Genomic DNA, 16,033 nt, shown 5'->3' on the forward strand with positions numbered 1-16,033 from the left:
TCATCAAAAGCCTATACTTTGCGCCCTTTTTTATGCATCGGGAAGCCATTTGAGAAGATATTCTCTGTATCTTCAAGGCGTTATACCCACTAATAGAGAGTAAATATAATGGCGAAGAAAGTCACTGGCTTAATTAAGCTACAGGTTGCGGCAGGCGCTGCTAACCCGAGTCCACCAGTTGGTCCTGCACTAGGTCAACATGGTGTGAACATCATGGAATTCTGTAAAGCATTTAATGCGAAAACACAGGAACTTGAAAAAGGCGCTCCAGTACCGGTAGAAATTACTGTGTACGAAGATCGTTCTTTCACATTCGTAACAAAAACTCCTCCAGCATCTTTCTTACTGAAGAAAGCAGCGGGCATCAAGAGTGGTTCTGGTCGTCCTAATACCGAGAAGGTGGGTAAAGTTACTCGCGCTCAGCTTGAAGAGATCGCAAAAACAAAAGAACCTGATTTGACAGCATCTAGTTTAGAAGCTGCCGTAAACACCATCGCGGGTTCTGCTCGTAGCATGGGCTTGGTAGTAGAGGGTTAATAGAATGGCAAAATTATCTAAAAGAATGCGCAACATTTCTGAGAAAGTTGACGCAAGTAAAGAATACGAAATTAATGAAGCGGTAGCTCTACTCAAAGAACTTGCAACGGTTAAGTTTTCAGAAAGCGTTGACGTTGCGATTAACTTGGGTATCGATGCACGTAAATCTGACCAAAACGTTCGGGGTGCAACTGTACTGCCAAACGGCACTGGCAAAGATGTTCGTGTTGCTGTCTTTACTCAAGGTGCAAATGTTGAAGCTGCCAAGGCGGCTGGTGCCGACATCGTTGGCATGGAAGACCTTGCTGAGTTAGTAAAAAAAGGCGAAATGAATTTCGACGTAGTTGTTGCTAGCCCGGATGCAATGCGCGTGGTTGGTACTCTAGGTCAAATTCTTGGTCCACGCGGTCTTATGCCTAACCCTAAAACGGGTACGGTTACTCCAGACGTCGCTACTGCAGTCAAAAACGCAAAAGCGGGTCAGGTCAGATATCGTAATGACAAAAATGGTATTATTCATGCTAGCATTGGTAAAATCGCCTTTGAAGCAAACCATATTCAAGAAAACCTTGAGTCATTGCTAGAAGCATTGAAGAAAGCAAAGCCTTCTTCTGCTAAAGGAACATATATACAAAAAGTTAGTTTGAGCACAACAATGGGTGCTGGTGTGGTTGTAAACCAGAGTTCACTGGTCCAAAAAGTTTAACTAGCTTTTCTCTTTAAGGTTGTGGGTTGGAGTTGTTTACGCCAAAAGCGTAAGTCAACTCCCGTCCAAGACCGCAGGCGCTGGGCAGTGAAAGAGGTAAGAGAACTTTCACACACTTCGAAAGAAGCGAATGCCATAGCTTAATACTACCTGCGCAGACGGTGGTTTCAACTCAGACTCTCTGGGAATGAACACCGTAGAGCGGTACACGATATGTTTCAGATGTTTTCATCCAGCATATCGAGTATCAATCTGTAAACACTGATGAAGGTAAGGTCGAAAGATTCAAACTTAATTCAGATTTTAAGAAGGTGAACTCAGTGGCATTAGGCTTAGCAGCAAAAAAAGAGATCGTAGCTGAAATAAATGAAGTTGCTTCTCGCGCTCTATCCGTTGCCGTCGCTGAATACCGTGGGATGGAAGTTCGTGAACTGACGACACTCCGCAATATGGCTCGTGAGCAGGGCGTATACCTCAAGGTAATACGTAATACTCTAGCCAAACGTGGATTGGCAGACAGTAAATTCGCAGACATCGACAGTGCCTTAACCGGTCCTTTAATTTATGGTTTCTCTATTGATGCTCCGGGCGGCGCAGCGCGCTTGTTCAAGGACTTCTCTAAAACTAACCCTAAGTTACAGGTCACAGCATTGTCAATTGGTAGCGGTCTATTAGGTCCAGAAAAATTGGACGCAGTAGCTTCACTACCAACCCGCGACGAAGCACTTGCAAGATTACTTGCAACCTTCAAAGCGCCTGTTGAGAAATTCGTACGTACGATTAACGAAGTTCCTAGCAAGTTTGTGCGTGTATTAGCGGCGATCAAAGAAGAAAAATAATTTTCTCTTTTGGCATTATAATTTTTAACATTCAAAAACCCAGGAGTTTAGAGAAATGGCTCTATCCAAAGATGATATATTAAACGCAATCGCAGAAATGCCAGTAATGGAATTGGTAGAACTGATCGAAGCAGCAGAAGAAAAATTCAATGTATCTGCAGCAGCAGCAGTAGCAGTAGCTGGTCCAGCTGCAGCAGCTGAAGTTGTTGAAGAGCAAACTGAGTTTGACGTAATTCTTACTTCATTCGGTCCTAACAAAGTTTCTGTTATCAAAGCAGTGCGCAGCGCAACTGGTCTTGGCTTGAAGGAAGCTAAAGATGTAGTTGAATCTGCACCAAAAGCAATTAAAGAAGGCGTTTCTAAAAGCGACGCAGAAGAATTGCAAAAAGCACTAACAGATGCTGGTGCTGAAGTAGAAATAAAGTAATTAGCATTTTTAATTACTGGCCTTAATAGGCTCAGGCAGGTGATTTTTAATCACCTGCCTTTTTGCGCTATATGATATGCAATATTTCACCCTTTGTTTGCTATCTAAAAATGCGTTGGCAATTAGCTGTAAGTAGTTGGTTTCATTGACATTAAAATTTAATTGATGATATGTGCTGAGGTTAATGCCCTATTAAAAGGGTACTGGAAGTTTGTTACACATGAAGATAGTACGTGTAGCAGGTTGGGTCTAAAATCAGTCGGCTGAGGAACCCATGGTTTACTCTAATAGTGAAAAGAAACGTATCCGTAAGGATTTTGGCAAGCGCCCGCAGGTATTGGAAATTCCATACCTCCTTTCAATCCAACTGGACTCATTCAAAAAGTTCATTGATCAGGATCCTGATGGTCAATACGGCTTAGAAGCGGCATTCCGCTCTGTGTTTCCAATTAAAAGTTACAGCGGTAACAGCGAGTTACAGTATGTAGCATATCGCCTAGGCGAGCCTGTTTTTGACGTAAAAGAATGTCAAATCCGTGGTGTAACGTATTCAGCTCCTTTAAGAGTCAAGCTGCGTCTTGTTTTGTTTGATAAAGAAGCCGCTCCAGGTACTGTTAAAGACATCAAAGAACAAGAAGTCTACATGGGTGAAATCCCACTAATGACTCAAAACGGTACGTTTGTGATCAATGGTACTGAGCGCGTAATCGTATATCAGCTGCATCGTTCACCGGGCGTATTCTTTGATCATGACAAGGGCAAAACCCACTCGTCTGGTAAAGTACTTTATAATGCGCGCGTTATTCCATACCGTGGTTCATGGTTGGATTTCGAGTTCGATCCGAAAGATAATTTATTCGTTCGTATTGACCGTCGCAGAAAATTACCAGCGACAATAATCCTTCGTGCCTTAGAAATGAGCACAGAAGAAATCCTTGATTTATTCTTCGATAAAACCAATGTTCGCATAACCGGCGATAAACTGTTGATGGACGTTGTTCCTGACCGTTTACGTGGAGAAACTGCACAATTTGACATCATGGATGGCAAAGGTGAAGTAATTGTAGAAGCTGGCCGAAGAGTATCTGCTCGTCATACTCGTGCGTTAGAGAAAGCAAAAGTTACTGAGTTGGAAGTTCCAGCTGAGTACTTACTTGGTAAAATTTATGCTAAGACTTTCGTTAACGAAGAAACTGGCGAAGTGGTAGTTAACGCAAACGATGAAGTAACCTTAGAAAACTTACTCGAATTGCGTGAGCTAGGTGTCACTGAATTTGAAACCTTGTATATCAACGAGCTTGATCATGGTTCATATATTTCAGACACTATTAAGATCGATTCAAGCACGAATAAGTTAGAAGCGCTTGTTGAAATCTACCGCATGATGCGTCCCGGTGAACCACCAACTAAAGACGCCGCAGAAACGTTATTTGATAACTTGTTCTTCTCTGAAGATAGATATGATTTGTCTGCTGTAGGTAGAATGAAGTTCAACCGTCGTTTAGGTCGTGAAGAACTCACTGGTTCAGGCACGCTAGCGAAAGACGATATTGTTTCAGTAATGAAGCAACTTATCACTATTCGTGACGGTAAAGATGAAGTTGATGATATCGATCACTTAGGCAACCGTCGTATCCGGTCTGTTGGTGAAATGGCTGAAAACCAATTCCGTGTTGGTTTGGTACGTGTTGAACGCGCTGTTAAAGAGCGTTTGAGCCTTGGCGACCTTGATGCCATCATGCCGCAAGATTTAATTAATGCTAAGCCCATTTCTGCAGCTGTAAAAGAGTTCTTTGGTTCAAGCCAATTATCTCAGTTTATGGATCAGAACAACCCGCTATCAGAAGTGACGCATAAACGCCGTATTTCTGCTTTAGGTCCGGGTGGTCTTACGCGTGAAAGAGCAGGCTTTGAAGTACGAGACGTGCATCCGACTCACTATGGTCGTGTATGCCCAATCGAAACGCCAGAGGGTCCAAACATTGGTTTGATCAACTCCCTTGCGAGCTTTGCTAGAACGAATGACTTTGGTTTCTTAGAAACCCCATATCGCCGTATTGTAGATGGTATCGTTACTGACGATATTGACTATTTGTCAGCCATTGAAGAAGGTCAATTCGCGATTGCACAAGCAAACGTGTTACTCGACGATAAAAATGCATTAGTTGAAGACTTGATACCTTGTCGCCACCGTGGTGAAACCACATTAATGCAAAAAGATGACATTACCTACATGGATGTGTCACCACAACAAATCGTATCAGTCGCAGCAAGCATCATTCCGTTCCTAGAACATGATGATGCTAACCGTGCATTGATGGGTTCGAACATGCAACGTCAAGCAGTACCAACGCTAAGGGCCGATAAGCCATTGGTCGGGACAGGTATGGAGAAGACGGTAGCGGTAGATTCGGGTGTAACTGTTGTGGCAAAGCGTGGTGGAACAGTCGACTATGTTGACGCAAGCCGTATCGTAGTTAAAGTAAATGAAGAAGAAATGACAGCCGGTGAAGCTGGTATCGACATCTACAACTTAACTAAGTACACACGTTCTAATCAAAATACATGTATTAACCAAAGACCAACATGCAATGTGGGCGACCCCATTGTAACTGGTGACGTTCTGGCCGACGGTCCGTCAACTGACTTAGGTGAGTTAGCGCTTGGTCAAAATATGCGCATCGCATTTATGCCTTGGAATGGGTATAACTTTGAGGATTCAATCCTTATTTCTGAGCGTGTAGCTGAAGAAGATCGTTTTACAACTATTCACATTCAAGAACTTAGCTGTATCGCTCGCGATACCAAGTTAGGTCCAGAAGAAATTAGTTCTGATATTCCAAACGTAGGCGAATCTGCGTTAGGCAAGCTTGATGAATCAGGCGTTGTTTATATTGGTGCTGAGGTGAAGGGTGGCGATATTTTAGTAGGTAAAGTAACACCTAAAGGTGAAACTCAACTTACGCCAGAAGAGAAACTATTACGAGCAATCTTTGGTGAAAAAGCGTCTGACGTTAAAGATACTTCACTTCGTGTGCCTAACAGCGTTCGTGGTACAGTTATTGACGTTCAGGTGTTTACACGCGACGGTGTTGAGAAAGACAAGCGCGCGTTAGAAATTGAAGATATGCAGCTGCGTCAAGTGAAGAAAGACTTAGGTGATGAATTTGGTATTCTAGCTGACGGTATCTTTGCCAGGACACAGAACTTATTACTTAAGTTCGGTATTGATCAAGCTAAATTAGATAGCCTGCCACGTGAAAAATGGTTCGATATCACGTTGAAAGACGAAGATGCGCAATCTGAGCTTGATCAAAGTGCACAGCAACATGAAGAAGTTAAAAACGACTTCGATAAGAAGTTCGAAAACAAACGCCGTAAGATTACTCAAGGCGATGACTTAGCACCAGGCGTGTTAAAAATCGTTAAGGTTTATCTTGCTGTTAAACGTCACATTCAGCCCGGTGATAAAATGGCTGGTCGTCACGGTAACAAGGGTGTTATTTCAGCAATTCAACCTGTTGAAGATATGCCATACGATGCAAACGGCACGCCGATAGACATCGTATTAAACCCATTAGGTGTTCCGTCGCGTATGAACATTGGTCAAATTCTTGAAACTCACTTAGGTATGGCTGCCCATGGCTTAGGTGTAAAGATTGATCGCATGATTAAAGAGCAAGAAGAAATTACTAAACTGCGTAGTTTCTTAAAAGAGATATACAACCTTGGTGAATGTCATCAGGTAGTCGATCTTGATACTTTCTCTGACCATGAAATTAAGCGTTTAGCTGAAAATCTGCGTAAAGGTGTTCCTGTTGCTACTCCGGTATTCGACGGCGCACGTGAGTCAGAAATCAAAGAAATGTTGAAATTAGCAGACATTCCTGAAAGTGGTCAAATTACGTTGTTTGATGGCCGCACAGGTAGAGCTTTTGAGCGTCCTGTTACTGTAGGTTATATGTACATGTTAAAACTTAACCATTTGGTTGATGATAAAATGCATGCACGTTCTACTGGTTCTTACAGTTTGGTTACGCAACAGCCCCTTGGTGGTAAAGCACAATTTGGTGGTCAACGCTTCGGTGAGATGGAAGTGTGGGCACTAGAAGCTTATGGTGCTGCGTATACCCTACAAGAGATGCTAACTGTTAAGTCTGATGATGTTAATGGCCGTACTAAGATGTATAAAAACATCGTAGACGGTGACCATAGAATGGAGCCTGGCATGCCAGAATCGTTCAACGTATTGTTGAAAGAAATCCGTTCGCTGGGTATTAATATTGAGCTTGAAGAACAAAAACGGTAAGCGCATCGATTGAGCTTAAACAGGTTGGCCCTGTCTTCATTTAGGTGAATTCAGGGTCGTGACAATGACTCCGTTGGGAGAGATATGTGAAAGACTTACTAAAGTTTATTAAGCAACAAAATAAGACCGAAGAATTTGATAATATCAAAATTGGTCTTGCTTCGCCGGACATGATTAGATCATGGTCTTTTGGTGAAGTTAAAAAGCCTGAAACGATAAACTATCGTACGTTCAAGCCAGAGCGTGATGGTCTTTTTTGTGCCCGTATATTTGGTCCAGTAAAAGACTATGAATGCTTGTGCGGTAAATACAAGCGTCTAAAGCACCGTGGTGTTATCTGTGAAAAATGTGGCGTTGAAGTTACCCTGACTAAAGTACGTCGTGAGCGTATGGGTCACATTGAACTGGCAAGTCCAGTTGCACACATTTGGTTCCTTAAATCATTACCGTCAAGAATCGGTCTAATGTTGGACATGACATTACGTGATATCGAGCGTGTACTTTACTTCGAATCATATGTTGTAACCGAAGCTGGTTACACAGAGCTTGAAGCAAGACAACTATTAACTGAAGAAGAATATTTAGATTCTTTAGAAGAGCATGGCGATGAATTTGAAGCGAAAATGGGTGCAGAAGCAGTATTTGAATTGCTCAAGCAACTTGACGTAGCAGCGGATGTTGCCGGTATGCGTGAAGAATTACCTTCAATTAATTCTGAAACCAAACGTAAGAAAATTACGAAGCGTTTGAAGTTGCTAGAATCATTCCAACAGTCTGGTAATAAGCCAGAGTGGATGATCCTGACAGTACTACCGGTATTACCACCTGAATTGCGCCCACTGGTGCCACTAGATGGTGGCCGTTTCGCGACTTCAGATCTGAACGATTTATATCGTCGTGTGATTAACCGTAACAACCGTTTAAAGCGTCTATTAGACTTGGCTGCACCTGACATCATTGTACGTAACGAAAAACGTATGCTGCAAGAAGCGGTTGATGCGCTTCTTGATAATGGCCGTCGTGGTCGTGCAATCACGGGTTCTAACAAGCGACCGTTGAAATCACTTGCTGACATGATTAAAGGTAAGCAAGGTCGTTTCCGTCAAAACCTGCTTGGCAAACGTGTCGACTATTCTGGTCGTTCTGTAATTACCGTTGGTCCCACATTGCGCTTACACCAATGTGGTCTTCCTAAGAAAATGGCACTTGAATTATTCAAGCCGTTTATTTATGGCAAGTTAGAAGCCCGCGGTTTAGCGACAACTATCAAAGCAGCTAAGAAATTAGTTGAACGTGAAGCGCCAGAAGTATGGGACGTTCTCGACGAAGTAATTCGCGAACACCCAGTGTTACTTAACCGTGCACCAACGCTTCACAGACTAGGTATCCAAGCGTTTGAACCTATATTGATTGAAGGTAAAGCAATCCAATTACACCCATTAGTATGTGCTGCGTACAACGCTGACTTCGATGGTGACCAAATGGCGGTTCACGTACCATTGACGATCGAAGCTCAGTTAGAGTCTCGGGCATTAATGATGTCGACTAACAACATTCTTTCACCGGCAAACGGTGAGCCAATTATTGTTCCTTCTCAGGACGTTGTATTGGGCCTTTACTATTTAACACGTGACCGCGTTAATGGTTTGGGTGAAGGCATGGTATTTACCAGTCCGTTCGAAGCTGAAAAAGCGTATCGCACAGACTGCGCCGAGCTTCACGCTCGCGTTAAAGTACGTATTACGGAAATTGTTGTCGCAGAAGACGGCACTAAATCTGAAAAAATAACACTAACCGACACAACGGTTGGTCGTGCTATTTTCTCCTTGACGTTGCCAGTAGGATTACCTTTTGAAATCATCAACCAAGCGATGGGTAAAAAGCAAATCTCACAATTGTTGAACACTTGCTACCGTACCTTAGGTTTGAAGGACACTGTAATTGCAGCTGACCAAATCATGTATACCGGTTTCCATTACGCGATGATCGCGGGTGCATCAGTTGGTATTGATGACATGGTAATTCCAGATGCGAAAAAAGAAATCATCGACGCCGCGGAAGCGGAAGTTGTTGAAATCCAAGAGCAGTTCCAATCAGGTCTTGTGACCGCCGGTGAGCGTTACAATAAGGTTATCGATATTTGGTCAACTGCCAATGAAAACGTAGCGAAAGCTATGATGGATAACTTAAAAACTGAAACTGTTAAAAACAAAAATGGCGAAGACGAAGAGCAAACATCATTTAACTCTGTTTATATGATGGCTGACTCAGGTGCTCGTGGTAGCGCTGCACAGATTCGTCAGTTGGCGGGTATGCGTGGATTGATGGCTAAGCCAGATGGTTCAATCATCGAAACACCAATTACAGCTAACTTCCGTGAAGGTCTTAACGTACTTCAGTACTTTATTTCTACTCACGGTGCGCGTAAAGGTTTGGCCGATACCGCATTGAAAACAGCTAACTCAGGTTACTTAACTCGTCGTCTGGTAGACGTTGCACAAGATTTGGTTATTAATAACGATGATTGTGGCACATTCGAAGGTGTTAAAATGACACCATTAATCGAAGGTGGTGATGTTGTTGAAGCACTACGCGAACGTGTTCTAGGTCGTGTTGTTGCTGAAGATGTGGTTAAACCTGGTACTGATGAAGTGCTCGTTGAACGTAATGTGTTACTCGACAAAGCGCTTGTTGATTTGCTAGAAATTAACTCAGTTGACCAAATTATGGTTCGCTCAGTTATCACTTGTGACAATGACTTTGGTGTTTGTGCCAATTGCTACGGTCGTGACCTAGCGCGTGGCCACATGGTTGGTTCTGGTGAATCTGTCGGTGTTATTGCTGCACAGTCTATCGGTGAACCTGGTACACAGTTAACAATGCGTACATTCCACATCGGTGGCGCGGCATCTCGTGCTACAGCAGAAAACAATGTACAAGTTAAAACAACGGGTACATTGAAGTTCTCTAACGCGAAATTCGTACGTAACTCTGATAAGAAAGTGGTTATCATTTCACGTTCAACTGAATTAACGGTTATCGACGACCAAGGTCGTGAGAAAGAACGTTACAGAGTGCCATATGGTGCGGTATTGAATGTCGATGATAATGCATCCGTCAGTTCTGGCGACATCGTTGCTAACTGGGACCCGCATAGTCACCCAATTGTGACTGAGCGTGACTCGAAGATCAGCTTTGCTGATATCGACGATTCAAATACAGAAATGCAACAAGACGAATTGACCGGTTTGACTCGTATCGTTGTTAAAGATCTTTCTAAAGCAAACGCTAAAGAGCCTAAGCTTATTCTTGATAACGTAGAGTTCGGTCTGCAAGAAATTCGCTTACCAAGCTTTACTACCATTGAAACTACTGATGGTAAGTTAGCAAAAGAAGGTGACGTGTTAGCACGTATACCGCAAGAGAGTTCGAAGACACGAGATATTACGGGTGGTCTTCCACGTGTTGCCGATTTGTTTGAAGCACGTAAGCCTAAAGAACCTGCAATTCTTGCTGAAGTTTCTGGTGTTATCGGATACGGTAAAGAAACCAAAGGTAAGAAACGTTTAACGATTACTCGAAAAGATGCGGATCATTACGAAGAGATGATCCCTAAATGGCGCAACCTGAATGTTTATGAAGGTGAGTCTGTAGAGAAAGGTGAAGTCATTGCTGATGGACCTGAATCTCCACATGATATTTTGCGTTTGAGAGGCATCAGTGCTGTTTCTAATTACATCGTAAATGAAGTACAAGAAGTATATCGTTTGCAAGGTGTAAAAATTAACGATAAGCACATTGAAGTTGTTATTCGCCAAATGTTACGTAAGTGCATGATTACGACTCCTGGCGATACACGTTTCTTAGAAGGCGAACAAGTTGAGGTTTCTCAAGTTAAGATCGCTAACCGTGAAATGGAAAAGCAAGGTAAGATCCCAGCAGGCTATGAAACTCAGCTGTTAGGTATCACTAAAGCGTCGCTTTCTACTGAGTCATTTATCTCAGCTGCTTCATTCCAAGAAACAACTCGAGTGTTAACGGAAGCTGCAGTGCAAGGTAAAGAAGATGATTTACGTGGCTTGAAAGAGAACGTTATTGTTGGTCGCTTGATCCCAGCTGGTACTGGTTTCTCGTATCATCAAAAACGTGCTGCTAGAAAAGCGGCTCAGTTCGCACCAGTTGAGCCTTCAATGGCAGCTGATGAAGCTGAAAAAGCAATGTCTGAACTGCTAAATGCAGGCGATGATAACGCTTAGTAAATAGAGCATAGTAAAATGTCTATAAATTGAAGCGGGGAGTATGTGAAAACATGCTCCCCGCTTGACATTACAGCCTTTGATCTATAACATTCCGCGACCCAATTTTGCCAATCACATGTTTTGGTAAAATAAAGTCGCGGTTTTTTGTTTTTAAAATACAGCATTAATCGTTGATTTCACTGGGCTAACGAGCAGTAGGCCGTATGTAGCTTAGCGATTATTCGTTTAGCAGATACGTCTGCAATAGAACTCAATTAATATTCGCTTGAGCGATATAATGATTTGAGAATTTAATTTTAACCAGGAGCTAGTTAATGGCAACAGTTAACCAGTTAGTGCGTAAGCCACGTAAGAAGCCCGTCGAGAAATCGAACGTAGCTGCTTTACAAGCATGCCCACAACGTCGTGGTGTGTGTACTCGCGTATATACAACTACGCCAAAGAAGCCGAATTCTGCATTACGTAAAGTATGTCGTGTTCGCTTAACAAACGGTTTTGAAGTTTCTTCATACATCGGTGGTGAAGGCCACAACCTACAAGAGCACAGCGTGGTACTTATCCGCGGTGGTCGTGTAAAAGATTTACCAGGTGTTCGTTACCATACAGTCCGCGGAACATTGGATTGCTCTGGTGTAAACGATCGTAGACAAGCCCGTTCTAAGTACGGCGCGAAAAGGCCTAAGTCTTAACGGTTCTCCGTTAGTAAGGCCAAACTATTAAATTAGAGTTTTGGGTTATACCTGAATTCCACGGAGAATTAAGATGCCAAGAAGAAGAGTCGTAGGTCAACGTAAAATCCTACCAGATCCTAAGTTCGGATCGCAGTTGCTTGCTAAGTTCATGAATGTCGTAATGCTCGACGGCAAGAAGTCCACCGCTGAAAAAATTGTTTACGGTGCCCTTGAAATTGTTGCTCAAAAAACGTCTAAACCACACCTAGAAGTGTTTGAAGATGCACTAGAGAACATCCGCCCTACAGTTGAGGTTAAATCTCGCCGTGTTGGTGGTTCTACGTACCAGGTACCAGTAGAAGTTCGTCCAGTTCGTCGTAACGCTCTTGGTATGCGTTGGATGGTTGATGCGGCACGTAAGCGTGGTGAGAAATCCATGGCACAACGTTTAGCAGCTGAGTTGCTTGATGCACAAGACAACAAAGGTAGTGCGGTTAAGAAACGTGAAGACGTGCACCGCATGGCAGAAGCAAACAAAGCGTTTGCTCACTACCGTTGGTAGTCTTGAGTTAATAACTCGAACTTTACGGAAAAAGAGAGAAGTATGCCACGTAGTACACCTATCGAACGCTATCGCAACATTGGTATTGTTGCGCATGTTGATGCGGGTAAAACCACAACAACTGAGCGTATTTTATTCTATACCGGTATTTCACATAAAATCGGTGAAGTTCATGATGGCGCTGCCACTATGGATTGGATGGAACAAGAACAGGAACGTGGTATTACAATAACTTCTGCTGCAACAACTTGCTTTTGGGCAGGCATGCAGCAGCAGTTCGATCAACACCGCATCAATATTATAGATACACCGGGGCACGTCGATTTTACAATTGAAGTTGAACGTTCACTGCGTGTACTAGATGGTGCGGTTGTTGTTTTTTGTGGTTCGTCAGGCGTTGAGCCGCAATCAGAAACAGTCTGGCGTCAAGCCGACAAATACAATGTACCGCGTTTGGTTTTTATTAATAAGATGGACCGAACGGGCGCAGATTTTGAACGTGTTGTGGATCAAATTCGCAAACGTTTAGGCGCAAACTGTGTACCAATTCAGTTAAACATTGGCACAGAAGAAGAATTTAGAGGCGTAATTGACCTTATTAAAATGAAGTCGATTAATTGGAACGAAGCCGACAAAGGCGCAACCTTCTCTTATGAAGAAATTCCAGCCGAATATCTGGCTAAAGCTGAAAAGTATAGAACCGAAATGGTTGAAGCGGCGGCAGAAGCAAACGACGAATTAATGGACAAGTATATAAATGGCGAAGAGTTGTCCGAAGCTGAAATTAAAGAGGGTTTGCGCATTCGAACTCTCAGCAATGATATTGTTTTAGCCTGCTGCGGCTCGGCATTCAAAAACAAGGGTGTACAAGCTGTACTTGACGCCGTTGTTGAATATTTACCAGCACCGACAGAAGTACCCGCAATCAAAGGGGTACTTGATGACAAGGACGAAACTGAATCGTCAAGAGAAGCAAGCGACAGTGCTCCATTTTCGGCCTTAGCATTTAAAATAGCAACCGACCCATTTGTGGGAACGTTAACTTTCTTCCGTTGCTATTCTGGAGTTATTAAAACAGGAGATTCTGTTTATAATCCGATTAAGGGTAAAAAAGAGCGTATTGGTCGCATAGTGCAAATGCACGCGAACGATAGAGCAGAATTAAAAGAAGTTCGGGCTGGCGATATTGCGGCCGCGATCGGATTGAAGGATGTCACAACAGGTGAAACGTTGTGTGATCCAAACAATATTATTACACTGGAAAAAATGGATTTTCCGGAACCGGTTATTTCTATCGCCGTAGAGCCAAAATCTACAGGTGATCAAGAGAGAATGGCGATAGCGTTAAGCAAATTAACTGCTGAGGATCCGTCATTTAAAGTGAAGACCGACGAAGAGTCAGGCCAAACTATAATATCTGGCATGGGTGAATTGCACCTCGATATTATCGTTGACCGTATGAAGCGTGAGTTTAATGTCGAATGCAACGTGGGTAATCCACAAGTTGCTTATCGTGAAACTATTCGCAAGGCTGTTGAAGTCGAAGGCAAATTTATTCGTCAATCCGGCGGTAAAGGGCAATATGGTCACGTTTGGTTAAAAGTAGAACCAAATGAAGAAGGCGCTGGATACGAATTTGTAAATGGGATCGTTGGTGGCACTGTGCCAAAAGAGTTTATACCAGCGGTTGATAAAGGCATCGAGGAACAGATGCAAAATGGTGTGCTAGCGGGTTATCCTGTGCTAGACATCAAAGTAACCTTATTCGATGGTTCTTACCACGATGTTGACTCTTCTGAAATGGCGTTTAAAATCGCTGCTTCGATGGGTTTCAAGAATGGGATGGCTAGTGCCAACCCAGTGTTACTTGAACCGACTATGCAGGTTGAAGTAACCACTCCCGAGGATTGGATGGGTGATGTGGTCGGAGACCTAAACCGCCGTCGTGGGATAATTGAAGGTATGGAAGACGGTGTAGCTGGCATTAAGATTGTGCGCGCTAAAGTACCACTTTCAGAAATGTTCGGATATGCCACCGCTGTGCGCTCAGCAACGCAGGGTAGGGCGTCATACTCAATGGAATTTTATAAGTATGCGGAAGCACCGAATAATGTCGCTAAGGCAATAATCGATTCCCGTACGTAAACAATTTTAATTTTAACTATAGAAGTTCGTTCGTTGCAATATTGTAATGAATACCAAACTTAGGAAATAAAGAAAATGGCAAAGCAGAAGTTTGAACGTAATAAACCACACGTAAACGTTGGTACTATCGGCCACGTTGACCACGGTAAAACAACTCTTACAGCGGCAATCACGTCGGTATTAGCAAAGACTTACGGCGGTAGCGCTCAAGCATTTGACCAAATCGATAATGCACCAGAAGAGCGTGAACGCGGTATCACAATTTCTACATCACACGTAGAATATGATACACCTGCACGTCACTATGCACACGTAGATTGCCCTGGTCACGCCGATTATATTAAAAACATGATCACCGGTGCTGCGCAAATGGATGGCGGTATATTAGTTGTTGCGGCAACGGACGGCCCTATGCCACAAACCCGTGAGCACATCTTGTTAGGTCGCCAAGTGGGTATTCCTTACATGATCGTTTTCATGAATAAATGTGACATGGTTGATGACGAAGAATTACTAGAACTAGTAGAAATGGAAGTTCGTGAGTTGTTAACAGAATACGAATTCCCAGGTGATGATTTACCGGTAATTCAAGGTTCAGCACTTAAAGCACTTGAAGGCGACCCAGTATGGGAAGCGAAAATTCTTGAGCTAGCTGAAGCACTGGATAGCTATATTCCAGAGCCAAAGCGCGATGTTGATAAGCCGTTCATTCTTCCAATCGAAGATGTATTCTCAATATCAGGCCGTGGTACAGTTGTTACTGGTCGTGTTGAGCAAGGTATTGTTAAAGTCGGCGAAGAAGTAGAAATCGTTGGTATTAAAGACACCGTTAAAACAACGTGTACGGGCGTCGAAATGTTCCGTAAGCTGTTAGACGAAGGTCGTGCTGGCGAGAACGTCGGTGTTCTATTACGTGGTACTAAGCGTGAAGACGTAGAACGTGGTCAAGTATTAGCGAAGCCTGGTTCAATCAATCCACATACTAAGTTCGAAGCTGAAGTATATATCCTAAGCAAAGATGAAGGCGGCCGTCATACTCCATTTTTCAAAGGCTATCGTCCACAGTTTTACTTCCGTACAACTGACGTCACAGGTGCTGTAGAGCTTCCTGAAGGCGTAGAGATGGTTATGCCAGGTGACAACTTGAAGTTTGAAGTTGAACTCATTGCTCCTATCGCGATGGACGAAGGTTTACGCTTCGCAATCCGTGAAGGTGGCCGCACAGTAGGTGCTGGTGTTGTATCAAAGATTGTTGCGTAATACCGCATTAAATCCTAAAAAAGGCGCTCATTGAGCGCCTTTTTTTTACTTAAGGAAAAGCAGTAAAAGGAGGGGAGGGAGCGTCTTCACCCACACAAACGCGCTGTTCGCCTTCCTTGGCCGCTCGCTAATGGCATCCCTGCCATTAGAAGGTTTGTGTAGGTTAAGACGCTCCTTCCCCTCCTTTTACTGCTTACCACGCACGTGTGGCGTGTGGGCCGAGGTTAAGCACGGCGATTTAGCATTCACGAACAATCAACAATCAACAATCAACCATCAATCTAACACCAAATATCGATGCAGCAACGAGCATAATCA

The 16,033-nt window shown here is 43.3% G+C and carries 10 protein-coding genes; all 10 read left to right on the top strand.

What is annotated here, in order from left to right:
- Nucleotides 1-108: 108 nt before the first annotated feature.
- The 10 genes from rplK to tuf all read left to right on the top strand — a co-directional run bounded on the left by rplK (nt 109) and on the right by tuf (nt 15,715).
- Complete coding sequence (gene rplK, locus G399_RS0119295) at nt 109-537, top strand: 50S ribosomal protein L11 (RefSeq protein ID WP_006014866.1); 429 nt, start codon at nt 109-111, stop codon at nt 535-537.
- A 4-nt stretch (nt 538-541) separates the two neighbouring features.
- Entirely contained in the window at nt 542-1,243 is a 702-nt protein-coding gene (gene rplA, locus G399_RS0119300; protein WP_006014868.1) for a 50S ribosomal protein L1, read from the top strand.
- 320 nt (nt 1,244-1,563) lie between these two features.
- Nucleotides 1,564-2,082 (top strand): 50S ribosomal protein L10, encoded by a 519-nt coding sequence (gene rplJ, locus G399_RS0119305; protein WP_006014870.1) that lies wholly within the window; start codon nt 1,564-1,566, stop codon nt 2,080-2,082.
- 55 nt (nt 2,083-2,137) lie between these two features.
- Entirely contained in the window at nt 2,138-2,509 is a 372-nt protein-coding gene (gene rplL, locus G399_RS0119310) for a 50S ribosomal protein L7/L12 (protein WP_006014872.1), read from the top strand.
- Between the two features lie 274 nt (nt 2,510-2,783).
- Entirely contained in the window at nt 2,784-6,818 is a 4,035-nt protein-coding gene (gene rpoB, locus G399_RS0119315) for a DNA-directed RNA polymerase subunit beta (RefSeq protein ID WP_026843905.1), read from the top strand.
- Nucleotides 6,819-6,904: 86 nt separating this feature from the next.
- On the top strand, nt 6,905-11,074 hold the full coding sequence (rpoC, locus tag G399_RS0119320) for a DNA-directed RNA polymerase subunit beta' (protein WP_006014879.1): 4,170 nt from the start codon (nt 6,905-6,907) through the stop codon (nt 11,072-11,074).
- A gap of 317 nt (nt 11,075-11,391) precedes the next feature.
- On the top strand, nt 11,392-11,766 hold the full coding sequence (gene rpsL, locus G399_RS0119325; protein WP_026843906.1) for a 30S ribosomal protein S12: 375 nt from the start codon (nt 11,392-11,394) through the stop codon (nt 11,764-11,766).
- Between the two features lie 73 nt (nt 11,767-11,839).
- Nucleotides 11,840-12,310, top strand: coding sequence for a 30S ribosomal protein S7 (rpsG, locus tag G399_RS0119330; RefSeq protein ID WP_006014882.1), 471 nt, complete (start codon nt 11,840-11,842; stop codon nt 12,308-12,310).
- Nucleotides 12,311-12,352: 42 nt separating this feature from the next.
- The gene (fusA, locus tag G399_RS0119335; RefSeq protein WP_006014885.1) at nt 12,353-14,455 is read left to right on the top strand and encodes an elongation factor G; all 2,103 of its coding nucleotides are present in this window, start codon (nt 12,353-12,355) and stop codon (nt 14,453-14,455) included.
- Nucleotides 14,456-14,530: 75 nt separating this feature from the next.
- Complete coding sequence (gene tuf, locus G399_RS0119340) at nt 14,531-15,715, top strand: elongation factor Tu (protein ID WP_026843907.1); 1,185 nt, start codon at nt 14,531-14,533, stop codon at nt 15,713-15,715.
- Nucleotides 15,716-16,033: the final 318 nt, after the last annotated feature.

Origin of the sequence: Brumicola pallidula DSM 14239 = ACAM 615, from assembly GCF_000428905.1 — a bacterium.
GTDB lineage: Bacteria > Pseudomonadota > Gammaproteobacteria > Enterobacterales > Alteromonadaceae > Glaciecola > Glaciecola pallidula.

Bases quoted from the DNA above. Each gene is read 5' to 3' on its own strand.
- rplK (WP_006014866.1), top strand. From the start codon at position 109: ATGGCGAAGAAAGTCACTGGCTTAATTAAGCTACAGGTTGCGGCAGGC.
- rplA (WP_006014868.1), top strand. From the start codon at position 542: ATGGCAAAATTATCTAAAAGAATGCGCAACATTTCTGAGAAAGTTGAC.
- rpsG (WP_006014882.1), top strand. From the start codon at position 11,840: ATGCCAAGAAGAAGAGTCGTAGGTCAACGTAAAATCCTACCAGATCCT.
- fusA (WP_006014885.1), top strand. From the start codon at position 12,353: ATGCCACGTAGTACACCTATCGAACGCTATCGCAACATTGGTATTGTT.
- rpsL (WP_026843906.1), top strand. From the start codon at position 11,392: ATGGCAACAGTTAACCAGTTAGTGCGTAAGCCACGTAAGAAGCCCGTC.
- rpoB (WP_026843905.1), top strand. From the start codon at position 2,784: ATGGTTTACTCTAATAGTGAAAAGAAACGTATCCGTAAGGATTTTGGC.
- rplL (WP_006014872.1), top strand. From the start codon at position 2,138: ATGGCTCTATCCAAAGATGATATATTAAACGCAATCGCAGAAATGCCA.
- tuf (WP_026843907.1), top strand. From the start codon at position 14,531: ATGGCAAAGCAGAAGTTTGAACGTAATAAACCACACGTAAACGTTGGT.